Raw genomic sequence first — 18,817 nt, forward strand, 5'->3', positions numbered from 1 at the left:
TCTTCCAACACCAAAAAGCTGGAGCCATTACCACCTCCTGAAAACAAATCAGAAGGTGTAAACCTTATTCAGGACGGGAGCCTCGGCCCTGATCGGCGATCTCGCACAACAGCCAGCCCTAGGCAGGGTTCAGCGTCTTCGTCGAGGTCATGCAGCAATTGAATGTTCTTCAGATGAGCGATGTTCGAGGCCTGGTCGAAGGTATCGAGCAATAACATTGCGAACATGCTCGGCTGAAACTGATAGGCCTGGGTCGGCTCGCGACCGTCCTTCCTTGGCTGGCCCTTCATCGGTCGTCGGCCGGGGTGCTATTGGACACGCGAGGTCCTGGGGTAATACAAAATGTCATACCGCCCGGACTCTCCCTCTAACCCATGAGTGTCATACGCCGACAGGCGAACATGGTAGAAAAACGCTTTCAGCCCGCTGAATTTGACCTCTGGCGTGCTGGAAAACTGCTCTTGCTTGATGTCTAAAAAAGCTGCATCGGTGGCCACTTGCGCCCGATAACGCGCGGCCCCTTCGACGGGCTCCATGATCAATTGCCAGACGGGCACGTTACCCGTCTGGCCGGCCTGCCCCAACAAGCGCGGGGCGGGTAACAAGTCGATTGGCGTCAACGTGCCTTGTCTCTGAATACGCAAACCCTGACGGGCCATGACCTGTACCTCGTCAGCTTCAGCTTCCTTAGGGCGTTTGGCGGCGGACCGGGCAGTGCGAGAGGCAGACGGTTCCTCATCACGATTGACCGCCACTTTCCCGTTCAGCACTTCCAGTAGAGCCTGGCCACCATCATCGTTGCGCGCCCGGAAGTGCGTACCCCGTACGCCCAGTACACCGACCGGCGTGACGATCTGGAAACGATCATGGTCGCTGGCACGTTTGATTACATACGACTCGACCTGCCCCTGCTCGAGGATGACCTGAGGGATCGAATGTTCTTCATTGAGATGCAGAGTGATCTGGGACCTGGAGGGCAGTACCACCCGCGAGCCATCACCCAGGGACAGACTGACAAACGCCGAAGGTGAGGTCTTGACGCCTTCTTGCTCGTCAATCGACATACCTTCCTGCAATGGTGTCTGCTTGCCTTTGGCATCCAGCTTCCAGGCTTCGCCAGTCAGATGCTCGACAGTCGCCGGCAGCGGTTGGCCACGGCATTGTTGGTTTTCATCGATATAGGGTAGACGTTTTGCCGAGGCGACAGCCGCCGATGCACTCTCGGTGAGCAATCCCATCAGGCCGGCAATCAGTAAAAGACAGACGCCAGAACGGCGTGGAAGCAATAAGGTCATGGGGTTCATAGATGGCTTTTTATGCTCTTATAGAAATCATGCCGGGAACGCACGCGCTTGGCGCACGATACCTGATCGGACGCCCTGGCAGATAGCCATCAGAGCAGATGAGATGACACATCCTTGTGTCAGAACCGAGCAGGCACTCCGTGTGTTTTCCCCGAACTGCAGGACTGTCGAAAACCGGCGATCGGCAGTCCTGCCAAATTGGCGTTGACGCTCCCTGCGTCGGGACACATCCCAATGTCCCTGTACCGCTCAGCGACAACGAATTTACCGACATGGGAGCCTTGTGAGGCAATTCTCAATATTTGTTCAGAATTGGCCGAGGGCTAAAACACCCAACGTTGTTGTGCTGAATGAATGTCACGCTGTGCCGCTTCTAACTCTGGGAAATGCACCGGAGCAAAGCCTGGCGAGTCACCTATAAACATGTTTGTCTCTATTGGACCGAAGTAACGCGGTACACCCCTTGCTCGGCAGCTGGAATCGACTGGACCGTTGTGCATCCCACAACATCAACGCTGCCAGCTTTGCGAACCCATTAGAAAGAATTTTTCGACGCATCTTTCCCACTGTCCCTTTTGAGCATTCTACCGATGACTAAACGCCTACCGGCGAAGTGATATCAGCCTAGCCATCCTTGGGAAATTCGCAGCAATTCGCCACAATTGTTCAGATTCAATCAGTCAGCCTAAACTCATAAAAAAAGAGGGTGATTTCTCACCCCCTTTTTTACTTCACGTTCAGTGGCGAACCTGCTTCAGGTTCAGACCACCGTCAATTGGCTATTAGCCAACAAAGTGGCCAGATCGGTGTTCACGTTCTGCAATGTCACCAACGCTGTGGTGAAGCTGGCTGCACCGCTGGTGTCGACCGAGATAACGGTGTCGCTAGCACTCGTCGTGACCTGCAAATAGTTACTCAGCGACGCCGAGGCGCCATCGAGCACATAGCTGCCAGTGGTCGCGTCCTTGTACACATGGGCTGTGCCGGTATAGCCATGCAGCAACCCTCTCAGGTCGATGATGTCCGCATCAGTGCTAGTGCTGCTGGCAAGATCGCCAACAGTGAAACCCGTCACCGTGTCGCTGCCATTACCACCTGCGGCGGTATCTGAAGCAGTGATGACGTTGTAGATCAACCGATCATTACCGCCGTTGGTCAGCACAAAGGTGTCGTTGCCACCACGGCCCTCGATGATGTTGTCTGCGGTGCTGCCGGTAATGACGTCGGCCAGCGAGCTACCGCGAACGCCTTCGACATTGCTCACCGAGGTCAGGGTGCCCCAACCCGAAATACTGCCGGTGTTCAGGTTCACCGTCAGCCCGCTGGTGGCACTGTTGAAGTCTACGATGTCCATGCCGCCGGTTGCGCTCCAGGTCTTGGTGTCACCAGACAGCACCGGTTCGCTCCAGCCCCCGCCACCGCTGTAGCTGGTGGTACCGCCAATGACATTGGCGACCATATAAGTGTCGTCGTAACCGGTGCCGGTCAAGGTAGTCGCAGCGGCTGCCGTGACACCGCTGGTCGTCAGGACGTAAGCAGAGGTCGCATCGTCCGGGGTGACGTTCCACGAGTAGGTCACGGACGAAGTGCCAGAGCTGGCGAGTAGCGAAACGGTATAGATTTGTGATGAATCCAGCCCGTAAATGTTGACCAGGCTGGAGCTGTCGTTGCTCCAGACAGACTGTGCATTGATGATCTGCGTCGCTACCAACACACCCGACGCGTCGTGCACCTGCACCGTATTGCCGTAATAAACGTTGAAGCCTTCGGCATTCAGGATCCGTAGGTGCAACGACGTACCATCCTGGACCTGGTTGGTGTTGGTAATGAGCCGGGTCGCCGAAGCGGCATTTTGTCCGATCAGCAGATCGACGTCGCCATCCCAGTCGTAATCGGCGGCGGTCAGCGAAGCCAGGACATTGTCCACACCGATGGCGGCCGTGATCATCGTACTGGTGCTCCAACTGCCTGCTGTGACGGAGCCGCTGTTGGTGTAGAGGTTGACCTGCCCCGTGGAGTAGTCAGCTTCGATAACGTCCATCTTGCCGTCACCATTCCAGTCCACGGCCACCGATGCTTCACCCGCTAGCGTGTCACCGGCGATGGCAATCGCCGTCGATGCCAACGTGCCCGCATTGTTCAGGTAGATTTTGCTATTGGCCGTGGTGGCGACGCCGCTCTGGTTGACGTACAGATCGAGCGAGCCATCACCGTTGAAGTCCGCCCAGGTCAGCGACTCAGGATCCGTAGCGGTGTCAGAGAGAGAGTTGAAGACATTATCGATCGCTTGCGCCTCGGTCCAGTTAGCCCCCGTAGTGCTGCTGGCGCCACTATTGGTCAGTACCGTCAACGTGTAATCATTGTCACTAAGGGTGGTGGTGGCGTTGGTGTGCAACACAAGGTCAACCTTGCCGTCGTTGTTGATGTCAACGCCTGAAACCTCTCGGTCGGTTTGCAGGCCGTTAATACTGGCAGCCGTGGTGCCACTGCCATTACCGTAAGGCGTCCAGGATATACCGCTGTTGTTCTTGAGGAAGGTCGCCGAGTCGTCACCGGAATCCCCCAGGACCACATCCAGATAGCCATCACCGTCCATATCGATCACCGCAGGGTTGCCGTAGTAAATCGTGGTGCCGACGCCCGTCGCTGCCGAGGTATACCCTGACACGCTACCGGTCCACAGCGGGGAGGTACTACCGCCAAAGTTGGTGTCGGTGGCCCATATGTCAATGTAACCATCAAGGTTGTAGTCCAGGAACGCATAGCCGGTGATAGTGCCCGAGCCCGTGGCTGGTTGAGTCAATGCAGTGGTGGTGTAAGTGCCGATGGCTGTGCTGCTGTAAACAGCCTGATCACCAACAAAGGTCCACAGACCGGCCGAGTTGAGCATCATGCTGCCGCCGTAGCCGCTGGTCGCGTTGGTACCAAATGCGCTGTTGGTCGCAGCCAAATAGTTCAGGGTGCTGACCACGTCCACCTGGGTGGTCGCGGTCAGATTCGAGCGGTTGCCCGCCGCATCCCACAGTACGTAGCCCAAATGGTACTCACCCACCGCCAGCGTCGGAGACAGCGACCAGGCACCCGGCGCCGAAACAGTGGCTGACACCAAAATGGTGTCGACGCCTTCCGTGTAGACACCATCATTGTTGACGTCGTTGATCAAAGCGATGGTGACACCTGCCTCGGCGGTCCCATCGACGGTGCTGCTGAAGGTCGGCGCGGCACTAGCGAGGATGACTCCGTCGCCATCGGAATCGACGGTAGCTGCGTTCGAGAAATCCGGAGCTGTCAGGCTCAGCGACGGCGCCGTCAGGTCGATGGTGTAGTTGGTGGTGGTGGTAGAGCCATGGGTGGAGCTGACCGTATTAAGGAGGCGAACCATACCGGACACTGCCGTGGTGGTGGTGTATGTCAGGTTGTAGCTCCAGGTCGTTGCCCCGTCGGTACTTTCCACGTCAATCCAGGTGCTGCCACCATCGAGGCTGATCTGCACCACTTCATCAGCCAGCAAGGCACGACTGACGGTGCCGCTCAACACCGGGATGTTGTCACGGGTAATCAGGTCGGTATTCACTGCGTCATCGATGGTCGAGTGGCTGCCACTGAGTGCACTGGCGGTATCGGTCGTGACGACCGTCAGTGTCGCCGTAGCATCCACGGACAGTGTGAAGTTAGCCGAAGCAGTGCCTTCGTTGCCAGCCGCATCGGCTACTACGGCGGTATAGGCGTGACTAGTTCCGATGTACAAGGTAGACGTCGCAAACGTCCAGGTAGTGCCACTCACCGTCGCGGTGCCCAGCAAGGTGCTGGTGTTGTCGTCGTAGATCCGTACCACATCACCGGAACCAAGCGCGGCGCTGAGGGTGCCATTGAGTACCGGCGTGCTGTCGTCGGTGATAGTGCCGCTGACAAAGTTGCCCTGGGAGGCGCCGATATTGTCACTGTAGGTGGTAATGCTGGTGGTTTGCGTGGGCGCCGTGGTATCCACCGTCAAGGTGAAACCCGACGAGAACGTGCCCTGGTTGCCAGCGGCATCGGCCACCACGGCGGTGTAGGTATGGCTGATGCCATCGACCAGGGTCGCTGTGGCGAAGGTCCAGGTGGTGCCACTCACCGTGGCGGTACCGAGCAAGGTATTGCTCTCGTCGTAGATGCGTACCACATCACCGGAACCGAGTGCGGCGCTGAGGGTGCCGTTGAGTACCGGTGTGGTGTCGTCGGTGCTGCTGCCGCTGGCGTAGTTCCCTTGGTTGGTACCCTGATTGTCACTGTAGGTGGTAATGCTGGTGGTTTGCGTGGGCGCCGTGGTATCCACCGTCAAGGTGAAACCCGACGAGAACGTGCCCTGGTTGCCAGCGGCATCGGCCACCACGGCGGTGTAGGTATGGCTGCTGCCATCGACCAGGGTCGCTGTGGCGAAGGTCCAGGTGGTGCCACTCACCGTGGCGGTACCGAGCAAGGTATTGCTCTCGTCGTAGATGCGTACCACATCACCGGAACCGAGTGCGGCGCTGAGGGTGCCGTTGAGTACCGGCGTGGTGTCGTCGGTGCTGCTGCCGCTGGCGTAGTTCCCTTGGTTGGTACCCTGATTGTCACTGTAGGTGGTAATGCTGGTGGTTTGCGTGGGCGCCGTGGTATCCACCGTCAAGGTGAAACCCGACGAGAACGTGCCCTGGTTGCCGGCGGCATCGGCCACCACGGCGGTGTAGGTATGGCTGCTGCCATCGACCAGGGTCGCTGTGGCGAAGGTCCAGGTGGTGCCACTCACCGTGGCGGTACCGAGCAAGGTATTGCTCTCGTCGTAGATGCGTACCACATCACCGGAACCGAGTGCGGCGCTGAGGGTGCCGTTGAGTACCGGTGTGGTGTCGTCGGTGCTGCTGCCGCTGGCGTAGTTCCCTTGGTTGGTACCCTGATTGTCACTGTAGGTGGTAATGCTGGTGGTTTGCGTGGGCGCCGTGGTATCCACCGTCAAGGTGAAACCCGACGAGAACGTGCCCTGGTTGCCAGCGGCATCGGCCACCACGGCGGTGTAGGTGTGGCTGCTCCCATCGACCAGGGTCGCTGTGGCGAAGGTCCAGGTGGTGCCACTCACCGTGGCGGTACCGAGCAAGGTATTGCTCTCGTCGTAGATGCGTACCACCTCCCCTGCGCTCAGCGCGGCGCTGAGGCTACCGTTGAGCACCGGCGTGGTGTCGTCGGTAGTAGTACCACTGAGGAAGTCACCCACGTCAGTGCCCACATCATCGGTGTAGCTGACGATGCTGGTGGTCACGCTCGGCGCGGTGGTATCGATCGTCAGCGTAAAGCCGGACGATGCGGTCCCTTCGTTACCGGCGGCATCGGCCACCACGGCGGTGTAGGTGTGGCTGCTGCCATCGACCAGGGTCGGGGTGGCAAAAGTCCAGGTGGTGCCGGTCACGGTGGCGGTACCGAGCAAGGTGCTGCCCTCGTAGATCCGCACCACATCACCGGCACCGAGTGCCGCGCTGAGGGTACCGTTGAGCACCGGCGTGCTGTCGTCGGTGCTGCTGCCACTGGCGAAGTCACCCACGTCGGTGCCCACATCATCGGTGTAGCTGACGATGCTGGTGGTCACGCTCGGCGCGGTGGTATCGATCGTCAGCGTAAAGCCGGACGATACGGTCCCTTCGTTACCGGCGGCATCGGCCACCACGGCGGTGTAGGTGTGGCTGCTGCCATCGACCAGGGTCGGGGTGGCAAAAGTCCAGGTGGTGCCGCTCACCGTGGCGGTACCGAGCAAGGTGCTGCCCTCGTAGATCCGCACCACATCACCGGCACCGAGTGCCGCGCTGAGGCTGCCGTTGAGCACCGGCGTGCTGTCGTCGGTGCTGCTGCCACTGGCGAAGTCACCCACGTCAGTGCCCACATCATCGGTGTAGCTGACGATGCTGGTGGTCACGCTCGGCGCGGTGGTGTCGATCGTCAGCGTAAAGCCGGACGATGCGGTCCCTTCGTTACCGGCGGCATCGGCCACCACGGCGGTGTAGGTGTGGCTGCTGCCATCGACCAGCGTCGGGGTGGCGAAGGTCCAGGTGGTGCCACTCACCGTGGCGGTGCCGAGCAAGGTGTTGCTCTCGTCGTAGATGCGTACCACCTCCCCTGCGCTCAGCGCAGCGCTGAGGCTGCCGTTGAGTACCGGTGTGCTGTCGTCGGTGCTGCTGCCACTGGCGAAGTCACCCACGTCGGTGCCCACATCATCGGTGTAGCTGACGATGCTGGTGGTCACGCTCGGCGCGGTGGTATCGATCGTCAGCGTAAAGCCGGACGATACGGTCCCTTCGTTACCGGCGGCATCGGCCACCACGGCGGTGTAGGTGTGGCTGCTGCCATCGACCAGGGTCGGGGTGGCAAAGGTCCAGGTGGTGCCGGTCACGGTGGCAGTGCCGAGCAAGGTGCTGCCCTCGTAGATCCGTACCACATCACCGGCACCGAGTGCCGCGCTGAGGGTACCGTTGAGCACCGGCGTGCTGTCGTCGGTGCTGCTGCCACTGGCGAAGTCACCCACGTCGGTGCCCACATCATCGGTGTAGCTGACGATGCTGGTGGTCACGCTCGGCGCGGTGGTATCGATCGTCAGCGTAAAGCCGGACGATACGGTCCCTTCGTTACCGGCGGCATCGGCCACCACGGCGGTGTAGGTGTGGCTGCTGCCATCGACCAGCGTCGGGGTGGCAAAGGTCCAGGTGGTGCCGCTCACCGTGGCGGTACCGAGCAAGGTGCTGCCCTCGTAGATCCGCACCACATCACCGGCACCGAGTGCCGCGCTGAGGCTGCCGTTGAGTACCGGTGTGCTGTCGTCGGTGCTGCTGCCACTGGCGAAGTCACCCACGTCAGTGCCCACATCATCGGTGTAGCTGACGATGCTGGTGGTCACGCTCGGCGCGGTGGTGTCGATCGTCAGCGTAAAGCCGGACGATGCGGTCCCTTCGTTACCGGCGGCATCGGCCACCACGGCGGTGTAGGTGTGGCTGCTGCCATCGACCAGGGTCGGGGTGGCAAAAGTCCAGGTGGTGCCGGTCACGGTGGCAGTGCCGAGCAAGGTGCTGCCCTCGTAGATCCGCACCACATCACCGGCACCGAGTGCCGCGCTGAGGCTGCCGTTGAGCACCGGTGTGCTGTCGTCGGTGCTGCTGCCACTGGCGAAGTCACCCACGTCAGTGCCCACATCATCGGTGTAGCTGACGATGCTGGTGGTCACGCTCGGCGCGGTGGTGTCGATCGTCAGCGTAAAGCCGGACGATGCGGTCCCTTCGTTACCGGCGGCATCGGCCACCACGGCGGTGTAGGTGTGGCTGCTGCCATCGACCAGGGTCGGGGTGGCAAAAGTCCAGGTGGTGCCGCTCACCGTGGCGGTACCGAGCAAGGTGCTGCCCTCGTAGATCCGCACCACATCACCGGCACCGAGTGCCGCGCTGAGGCTGCCGTTGAGCACCGGTGTGCTGTCGTCGGTGCTGCTGCCACTGGCGAAGTCACCCACGTCAGTGCCCACATCATCGGTGTAGCTGACGATGCTGGTGGTCACGCTCGGCGCGGTGGTATCGATCGTCAGCGTAAAGCCGGACGATGCGGTCCCTTCGTTACCGGCGGCATCGGCCACCACGGCGGTGTAGGTGTGGCTGCTGCCATCGACCAGGGTCGGGGTGGCAAAAGTCCAGGTGGTGCCGCTCACCGTGGCGGTACCGAGCAAGGTGCTGCCCTCGTAGATCCGCACCACATCACCGGCACCGAGTGCCGCGCTGAGGCTGCCGTTGAGTACCGGTGTGCTGTCGTCGGTGCTGCTGCCACTGGCGAAGTCACCCACGTCAGTGCCCACATCATCGGTGTAGCTGACGATGCTGGTGGTCACGCTCGGCGCGGTGGTGTCGATCGTCAGCGTAAAGCCGGACGATGCGGTCCCTTCGTTACCGGCGGCATCGGCCACCACGGCGGTGTAGGTGTGGCTGCTGCCATCGACCAGGGTCGGGGTGGCAAAAGTCCAGGTGGTGCCGGTCACGGTGGCAGTGCCGAGCAAGGTGCTGCCCTCGTAGATCCGCACCACATCACCGGCACCGAGTGCCGCGCTGAGGCTGCCGTTGAGCACCGGTGTGCTGTCGTCGGTGCTGCTGCCACTGGCGAAGTCACCCACGTCAGTGCCCACATCATCGGTGTAGCTGACGATGCTGGTGGTCACGCTCGGCGCGGTGGTATCGATCGTCAGCGTAAAGCCGGACGATGCGGTCCCTTCGTTACCGGCGGCATCGGCCACCACGGCGGTGTAGGTGTGGCTGCTGCCATCGACCAGGGTCGGGGTGGCAAAAGTCCAGGTGGTGCCGCTCACCGTGGCGGTACCGAGCAAGGTGCTGCCCTCGTAGATCCGCACCACATCACCGGCACCGAGTGCCGCGCTGAGGCTGCCGTTGAGTACCGGTGTGCTGTCGTCGGTGCTGCTGCCACTGGCGAAGTCACCCACGTCAGTGCCCACATCATCGGTGTAGCTGACGATGCTGGTGGTCACGCTCGGCGCGGTGGTGTCGATCGTCAGCGTAAAGCCGGACGATACGGTCCCTTCGTTACCCGCAGCATCGGCCACCACGGCGGTGTAGGTGTGGCTGCTGCCATCGACCAGGGTCGGGGTGGCAAAAGTCCAGGTGGTGCCGGTCACGGTGGCAGTGCCGAGCAAGGTGCTGCCCTCGTAGATCCGCACCACATCACCGGCACCGAGTGCCGCGCTGAGGGTACCGTTGAGCACCGGCGTGCTGTCGTCGGTGCTGCTGCCACTGGCGAAGTCACCCTGGATGGAGCCCTGGTTGTCGGTGTAGCTGGTGATGCTGGTGGTCATCGTCGGTGCGGTGGTGTCGCTGTACGCCACCACGGTGTCCGCCCCCACGTTGCCCGCGGCATCGGTGGCATGGACGGTGACATCGCCGGTCGGTTGATTGACGGGCGAAGTGAGGGTGTAGGAACCATCGGCCGCCGCTACGACGCTCGCAGTGCTGCCGTCCGGGTAGGTGACCGTGATCGTGTTGCCTGGCTCGGTCGAGCCGGTCACGGTGACGCTGCCATCGGCGTTGGTGACCACGCTGGTCGTCGGTGCTGCCGGCGCCGTGGTGTCGCTGTACGCCACCACGGTGTCCGGACCCACATTGCCCGCGGCATCGGTGGCATGGACGGTGACATCGCCGGTCGGTTGATTGACGGGCGAAGTGAGGGTGTAGGAACCGTCGGCCGCCGCCACGACGCTGCCGGTAGAACCGTCGGGATAAGTGACGGTGATCGTGTTGCCTGGCTCGGTCGAGCCGGTCACGGTGACGCTGCCATCGGCGTTGGTGACCACGCTGGTCGTCGGTGCTGCCGGCGCCGTGGTGTCGCTGTACGCCACCACGGTGTCCGGACCCACATTGCCCGCGGCATCGGTGGCATGGACGGTGACATCGCCGGTCGGTTGATTGACGGGCGAAGTGAGGGTGTAGGAACCGTCGGCCGCCGCTACGACGCTCGCAGTGCTGCCGTCCGGGTAGGTGACCGTGATCGTGTTGCCTGGCTCGGTCGAGCCGGTCACGGTGACGCTGCCATCGGCGTTGGTGACCACGCTGGTCGTCGGTGCTGCCGGCGCCGTGGTGTCGCTGTACGCCACCACGGTGTCCGGACCCACATTGCCCGCGGCATCGGTGGCATGGACGGTGACATCGCCGGTCGGTTGATTGACGGGCGAAGTGAGGGTGTAGGAACCGTCGGCCGCCGCCACGACGCTGCCGGTAGAACCGTCGGGATAAGTGACGGTGATCGTGTTGCCTGGCTCGGTCGAGCCGGTCACGGTGACGCTGCCATCGGCGTTGGTGACCACGCTGGTCGTCGGTGCTGCCGGCGCCGTGGTGTCGCTGTACGCCACCACGGTGTCCGGACCCACGTTGCCCGCGGCATCGGTGGCATGGACGGTGACATCGCCGGTCGGTTGATTGACGGGCGAAGTGAGGGTGTAGGAACCGTCGGCCGCCGCTACGACGCTCGCAGTGCTGCCGTCCGGGTAGGTGACGGTGACCGTGTTGCCTGGCTCGGTCGAGCCGGTCACGGTGACGCTGCCATCGGGGTTGGTGACCACGCTGGTCGTCGGTGCTGCCGGCGCGGTGGTGTCGCTGTACGCCACCACGGTGTCCGGACCCACGTTGCCCGCGGCATCGGTGGCATGGACGGTGACATCGCCGGTCGGTTGATTGACGGGCGAAGTGAGGGTGTAGGAACCGTCGGCCGCCGCCACGACGCTGCCGGTAGAACCGTCGGGATAAGTGACGGTGATCGTGTTGCCTGGCTCGGTCGAGCCGGTCACGGTGACGCTGCCATCGGCGTTGGTGACCACGCTGGTCGTCGGTGCTGCCGGCGCCGTGGTGTCGCTGTACGCCACCACGGTGTCCGGACCCACATTGCCCGCGGCATCGGTGGCATGGACGGTGACATCGCCGGTCGGTTGATTGACGGGCGAAGTGAGGGTGTAGGAACCGTCGGCCGCCGCCACCACGCTGCCGGTAGAACCGTCGGGATAAGTGACGGTGACCGTGTTGCCTGGCTCGGTCGAGCCGGTCACGGTGACGCTGCCATCGGCGTTGGTGACCACGCTGGTCGTCGGTGCTGCCGGCGCGGTGGTGTCGCTGTACGCCACCACGGTGTCCGGACCCACGTTGCCCGCGGCATCGGTGGCATGGACGGTGACATCGCCGGTCGGTTGATTGACGGGCGAAGTGAGGGTGTAGGAACCGTCGGCCGCCGCTACGACGCTCGCAGTGCTGCCGTCCGGGTAGGTGACGGTGACCGTGTTGCCTGGCTCGGTCGAGCCGGTCACGGTGACGCTGCCATCGGGGTTGGTGACCACGCTGGTCGTCGGTGCTGCCGGCGCGGTGGTGTCGCTGTACGCCACCACGGTGTCCGGACCCACGTTGCCCGCGGCATCGGTGGCATGGACGGTGACATCGCCGGTCGGTTGATTGACGGGCGAAGTGAGGGTGTAGGAACCGTCGGCCGCCGCCACGACGCTGCCGGTAGAACCGTCGGGATAAGTGACGGTGATCGTGTTGCCTGGCTCGGTCGAGCCGGTCACGGTGACGCTGCCATCGGCGTTGGTGACCACGCTGGTCGTCGGTGCTGCCGGCGCCGTGGTGTCGCTGTACGCCACCACGGTGTCCGGACCCACATTGCCCGCGGCATCGGTGGCATGGACGGTGACATCGCCGGTCGGTTGATTGACGGGCGAAGTGAGGGTGTAGGAACCGTCGGCCGCCGCCACCACGCTGCCGGTAGAACCGTCGGGATAAGTGACGGTGACCGTGTTGCCTGGCTCGGTCGAACCGGTCACGGTGACGCTGCCATCGGCGTTGGTGACCACGCTGGTCGTCGGTGCTGCCGGCGCGGTGGTGTCGCTGTACGCCACCACGGTGTCCGGACCCACGTTGCCCGCGGCATCGGTGGCATGGACGGTGACATCGCCGGTCGGTTGATTGACGGGCGAAGTGAGGGTGTAGGAACCGTCGGCCGCCGCCACCACGCTGCCGGTAGAACCGTCGGGATAAGTGACGGTGACCGTGTTGCCTGGCTCGGTCGAGCCGGTCACGGTGACGCTGCCATCGGCGTTGGTGACCACGCTGGTCGTCGGTGCTGCCGGCGCGGTGGTGTCGCTGTACGCCACCACGGTGTCCGGACCCACGTTGCCCGCGGCATCGGTGGCATGGACGGTGACATCGCCGGTCGGTTGATTGACGGGCGAAGTGAGGGTGTAGGAACCGTCGGCCGCCGCTACGACGCTCGCAGTGCTGCCGTCCGGGTAGGTGACGGTGACCGTGTTGCCTGGCTCGGTCGAGCCGGTCACGGTGACGCTGCCATCGGGGTTGGTGACCACGCTGGTCGTCGGTGCTGCCGGCGCGGTGGTGTCGCTGTACGCCACCACGGTGTCCGGACCCACGTTGCCCGCGGCATCGGTGGCATGGACGGTGACATCGCCGGTCGGTTGATTGACGGGCGAAGTGAGGGTGTAGGAACCGTCGGCCGCCGCCACGACGCTGCCGGTAGAACCGTCGGGATAAGTGACGGTGATCGTGTTGCCTGGCTCGGTCGAGCCGGTCACGGTGACGCTGCCATCGGCGTTGGTGACCACGCTGGTCGTCGGTGCTGCCGGCGCCGTGGTGTCGCTGTACGCCACCACGGTGTCCGGACCCACATTGCCCGCGGCATCGGTGGCATGGACGGTGACATCGCCGGTCGGTTGATTGACGGGCGAAGTGAGGGTGTAGGAACCGTCGGCCGCCGCCACCACGCTGCCGGTAGAACCGTCGGGATAAGTGACGGTGACCGTGTTGCCTGGCTCGGTCGAGCCGGTCACGGTGACGCTGCCATCGGCGTTGGTGACCACGCTGGTCGTCGGTGCTGCCGGCGCGGTGGTGTCGCTGTACGCCACCACGGTGTCCGGACCCACGTTGCCCGCGGCATCGGTGGCATGGACGGTGACATCGCCGGTCGGTTGATTGACGGGCGAAGTGAGGGTGTAGGAACCGTCGGCCGCCGCTACGACGCTCGCAGTGCTGCCGTCCGGGTAGGTGACGGTGACCGTGTTGCCTGGCTCGGTCGAGCCGGTCACGGTGACGCTGCCATCGGGGTTGGTGACCACGCTGGTCGTCGGTGCTGCCGGCGCGGTGGTGTCGCTGTACGCCACCACGGTGTCCGGACCCACGTTGCCCGCGGCATCGGTGGCATGGACGGTGACATCGCCGGTCGGTTGATTGACGGGCGAAGTGAGGGTGTAGGAACCGTCGGCCGCCGCCACGACGCTGCCGGTAGAACCGTCGGGATAAGTGACGGTGATCGTGTTGCCTGGCTCGGTCGAGCCGGTCACGGTGACGCTGCCATCGGCGTTGGTGACCACGCTGGTCGTCGGTGCTGCCGGCGCGGTGGTGTCGCTGTACGCCACCACGGTGTCCGGACCCACGTTGCCCGCGGCATCGGTGGCATGGACGGTGACATCGCCGGTCGGTTGATTCACGGGCGAAGTGAGGGTGTAGGAACCGTCGGCCGCCGCCACCACGCTGCCGGTAGAACCGTCGGGATAAGTGACGGTGACCGTGTTGCCTGGCTCGGTCGAACCGGTCACGGTGACGCTGCCATCGGCGTTGGTGACCACGCTGGTCGTCGGTGCTGCCGGCGCCGTGGTGTCGCTGTACGCCACCACGGTGTCCGGACCCACATTGCCCGCGGCATCGGTGGCATGGACGGTGACATCGCCGGTCGGTTGATTGACGGGCGAAGTGAGGGTGTAGGAACCGTCGGCCGCCGCCACCACGCTGCCGGTAGAACCGTCGGGATAAGTGACGGTGACCGTGTTGCCTGGCTCGGTCGAACCGGTCACGGTGACGCTGCCATCGGCGTTGGTGACCACGCTGGTCGTCGGTGCTGCCGGCGCGGTGGTGTCGCTGTACGCCACCACGGTGTCCGGACCCACGTTGCCCGCGGCATCGGTGGCATGGACGGTGACATCGCCGGTCGGTTGATTGACGGGCGAAGTGAGGGTGTAGGAACCGTCGGCCGCCGCCACCACGCTGCCGGTAGAACCGTCGGGATAAGTGACGGTGACCGTGTTGCCTGGCTCGGTCGAGCCGGTCACGGTGACGCTGCCATCGGCGTTGGTGACCACGCTGGTCGTCGGTGCTGCCGGCGCGGTGGTGTCGCTGTACGCCACCACGGTGTCCGGACCCACGTTGCCCGCGGCATCGGTGGCATGGACGGTGACATCGCCGGTCGGTTGATTGACGGGCGAAGTGAGGGTGTAGGAACCGTCGGCCGCCGCCACGACGCTGCCGGTAGAACCGTCGGGATAAGTGACGGTGATCGTGTTGCCTGGCTCGGTCGAGCCGGTCACGGTGACGCTGCCATCGGCGTTGGTGACCACGCTGGTCGTCGGTGCTGCCGGCGCGGTGGTGTCGCTGTACGCCACCACGGTGTCCGGACCCACGTTGCCCGCGGCATCGGTGGCATGGACGGTGACATCGCCGGTCGGTTGATTGACGGGCGAAGTGAGGGTGTAGGAACCGTCGGCCGCCGCCACGACGCTGCCGGTAGAACCGTCGGGATAAGTGACGGTGATCGTGTTGCCTGGCTCGGTCGAGCCGGTCACGGTGACGCTGCCATCGGCGTTGGTGACCACGCTGGTCGTCGGTGCTGCCGGCGCCGTGGTGTCGCTGTACGCCACCACGGTGTCCGGACCCACGTTGCCCGCGGCATCGGTGGCATGGACGGTGACATCGCCGGTCGGTTGATTGACGGGCGAAGTGAGGGTGTAGGAACCGTCGGCCGCCGCCACGACGCTGCCGGTAGAACCGTCGGGATAAGTGACGGTGATCGTGTTGCCTGGCTCGGTCGAGCCGGTCACGGTGACGCTGCCATCGGCGTTGGTGACCACGCTGGTCGTCGGTGCTGCCGGCGCGGTGGTGTCGCTGTACGCCACCACGGTGTCCGGACCCACGTTGCCCGCGGCATCGGTGGCATGGACGGTGACATCGCCGGTCGGTTGATTCACGGGCGAAGTGAGGGTGTAGGAACCGTCGGCCGCCGCCACCACGCTGCCGGTAGAACCGTCGGGATAAGTGACGGTGACCGTGTTGCCTGGCTCGGTCGAACCGGTCACGGTGACGCTGCCATCGGCGTTGGTGACCACGCTGGTCGTCGGTGCTGCCGGCGCCGTGGTGTCGCTGTACGCCACCACGGTGTCCGGACCCACATTGCCCGCGGCATCGGTGGCATGGACGGTGACATCGCCGGTCGGTTGATTGACGGGCGAAGTGAGGGTGTAGGAACCGTCGGCCGCCGCCACCACGCTGCCGGTAGAACCGTCGGGATAAGTGACGGTGACCGTGTTGCCTGGCTCGGTCGAACCGGTCACGGTGACGCTGCCATCGGCGTTGGTGACCACGCTGGTCGTCGGTGCTGCCGGCGCGGTGGTGTCGCTGTACGCCACCACGGTGTCCGGACCCACGTTGCCCGCGGCATCGGTGGCATGGACGGTGACATCGCCGGTCGGTTGATTGACGGGCGAAGTGAGGGTGTAGGAACCGTCGGCCGCCGCCACGACGCTGCCGGTAGAACCGTCGGGATAAGTGACGGTGATCGTGTTGCCTGGCTCGGTCGAGCCGGTCACGGTGACGCTGCCATCGGCGTTGGTGACCACGCTGGTCGTCGGTGCTGCCGGCGCGGTGGTGTCGCTGTACGCCACCACGGTGTCCGGACCCACGTTGCCCGCGGCATCGGTGGCATGGACGGTGACATCGCCGGTCGGTTGATTGACGGGCGAAGTGAGGGTGTAGGAACCGTCGGCCGCCGCCACGACGCTGCCGGTAGAACCGTCGGGATAAGTGACGGTGATCGTGTTGCCTGGCTCGGTCGAGCCGGTCACGGTGACGCTGCCATCGGCGTTGGTGACCACGCTGGTCGTCGGTGCTGCCGGCGCCGTGGTGTCGCTGTACGCCACCACGGTGTCCGGACCCACGTTGCCCGCGGCATCGGTGGCATGGACGGTGACATCGCCGGTCGGTTGATTCACGGGCGAAGTGAGGGTGTAGGAACCGTCGGCCGCCGCCACCACGCTGCCGGTAGAACCGTCGGGATAAGTGACGGTGACCGTGTTGCCTGGCTCGGTCGAGCCGGTCACGGTGACGCTGCCATCGGCGTTGGTGACCACGCTGGTCGTCGGTGCTGCCGGCGCCGTGGTGTCGCTGTACGCCACCACGGTGTCCGGACCCACGTTGCCCGCGGCATCGGTGGCATGGACGGTGACATCGCCGGTCGGTTGATTGACGGGCGAAGTGAGGGTGTAGGAACCGTCGGCCGCCGCCACCACGCTGCCGGTAGAACCGTCGGGATAAGTGACGGTGACCGTGTTGCCGGGCTCGGTCGAACCGGTCACGGTGACGCTGCCATCGGCGTTGGTGACCACGCTGGTCGTCGGTGCTGCCGGCGCCGTGGTGTCGCTGTACGCCACCACGGTGTCCGGACCCACATTGCCCGCGGCATCGGTGGCATGGACGGTGACATCGCCGGTCGGTTGATTGACGGGCGAAGTGAGGGTGTAGGAACCGTCGGCCGCCGCCACGACGCTGCCGGTAGAACCGTCGGGATAAGTGACGGTGACCGTGTTGCCTGGCTCGGTCGAACCGGTCACGGTGACGCTGCCATCGGCGTTGGTGACCACGCTGGTCGTCGGTGCTGCCGGCGCGGTGGTGTCGCTGTACGCCACCACGGTGTCCGGACCCACGTTGCCCGCGGCATCGGTGGCATGGACGGTGACATCGCCGGTCGGTTGATTGACGGGCGAAGTGAGGGTGTAGGAACCGTCGGCCGCCGCCACGACGCTGCCGGTAGAACCGTCGGGATAAGTGACGGTGATCGTGTTGCCTGGCTCGGTCGAGCCGGTCACGGTGACGCTGCCATCGGGGTTGGTGACCACGCTGGTCGTCGGTGCTGCCGGCGCCGTGGTGTCGCTGTACGCCACCACGGTGTCCGGACCCACGTTGCCCGCGGCATCGGTGGCATGGACGGTGACATCGCCGGTCGGTTGATTGACGGGCGAAGTGAGGGTGTAGGAACCGTCGGCCGCCGCCACCACGCTGCCGGTAGAACCGTCGGGATAAGTGACGGTGATCGTATTGCCCGGCTCGGTCGAACCGGTCACAGTGACACTGCCATCGGGGTTGGTGACCACGCTAGCCGTCGGTGCCGATGGTGCGGTGGTGTCGCTGTACGCCACCACGGTATCCGCCCCCACGTTGCCCGCGGCATCGGTGGCATGGACGGTGACATCGCCGGTCGGTTGATTGACGGGCGAAGTGAGGGTGTAGGAACCGTCGGCCGCCGCCACGACGCTCGCAGTGCTGCCGTCCGGGAAGGTGATGGAGACGGTGTTGCCGGGCTCCGTCGCGCCCGTCACGGTGACGCTGCCATCCGCGTTGTTCACCACATTGACGGTCGGTGCCGATGGCGCAGTGGTGTCTTGAGGCGCACCACCACCACCACCACCACCACCACCACCACCACCACCACCACTAGCCGCCCCGGCCAGTGCTAAACCACCGAGTACCCATGCCAGCGTGGAAAGATCGAAGGATTCGTGGACCAGTAACGGTTCAATGGAGTCGATCGACACAAACTGATCGAGCATCGAGCTGTTCTCGGAGGGCTCCATCAACCAGAGTTGATCAGCATCCTGCAAAACCAGGTCGCTCTGCTGAGGCCCTTGATCTGGGAAAAAACCGTGAATCTTGATGACCGCGCCTGATGCAAGAGTGACAGTGAGCAGATCTCCCTGCCGCTCGATGTTTTTTATATCGGAACGCTTGACCGATAAACGGACGACCGACGGAGCTTGCAAAGTAAGCTCAAGACTCGGGGCGGTCATTTCCTTATGAGTGGTTTTATTAACAACTGAAATCAAGCTTTCCATGAGTAGATCCTCGAATATCTAATGCAGACAGGCAGCAAATTTA

Annotated in this window: 3 protein-coding genes; all 3 read right to left on the reverse strand. The window is 63.7% G+C overall.

What is annotated here, in order from left to right; translation table 11 throughout:
• Positions 1–68: 68 nt before the first annotated feature.
• Positions 69–290 carry a hypothetical protein gene (locus J3D54_RS25970; RefSeq protein WP_253424546.1) on the reverse strand — a complete coding sequence of 74 codons (222 nt, stop codon included), beginning with the start codon at positions 288–290 and terminating at the stop codon, positions 69–71.
• Positions 291–308: 18 nt separating this feature from the next.
• Complete coding sequence (locus tag J3D54_RS25975; protein ID WP_253426778.1) at positions 309–1,238, reverse strand: FecR domain-containing protein; 930 nt, start codon at positions 1,236–1,238, stop codon at positions 309–311.
• Positions 1,239–2,064: 826 nt separating this feature from the next.
• Complete coding sequence (locus J3D54_RS25980) at positions 2,065–18,774, reverse strand: Ig-like domain-containing protein (protein WP_253424549.1); 16,710 nt, start codon at positions 18,772–18,774, stop codon at positions 2,065–2,067.
• Positions 18,775–18,817 lie beyond the last annotated feature (43 nt).

Source organism: Pseudomonas sp. GGS8 (assembly GCF_024168645.1).
GTDB lineage: Bacteria > Pseudomonadota > Gammaproteobacteria > Pseudomonadales > Pseudomonadaceae > Aquipseudomonas.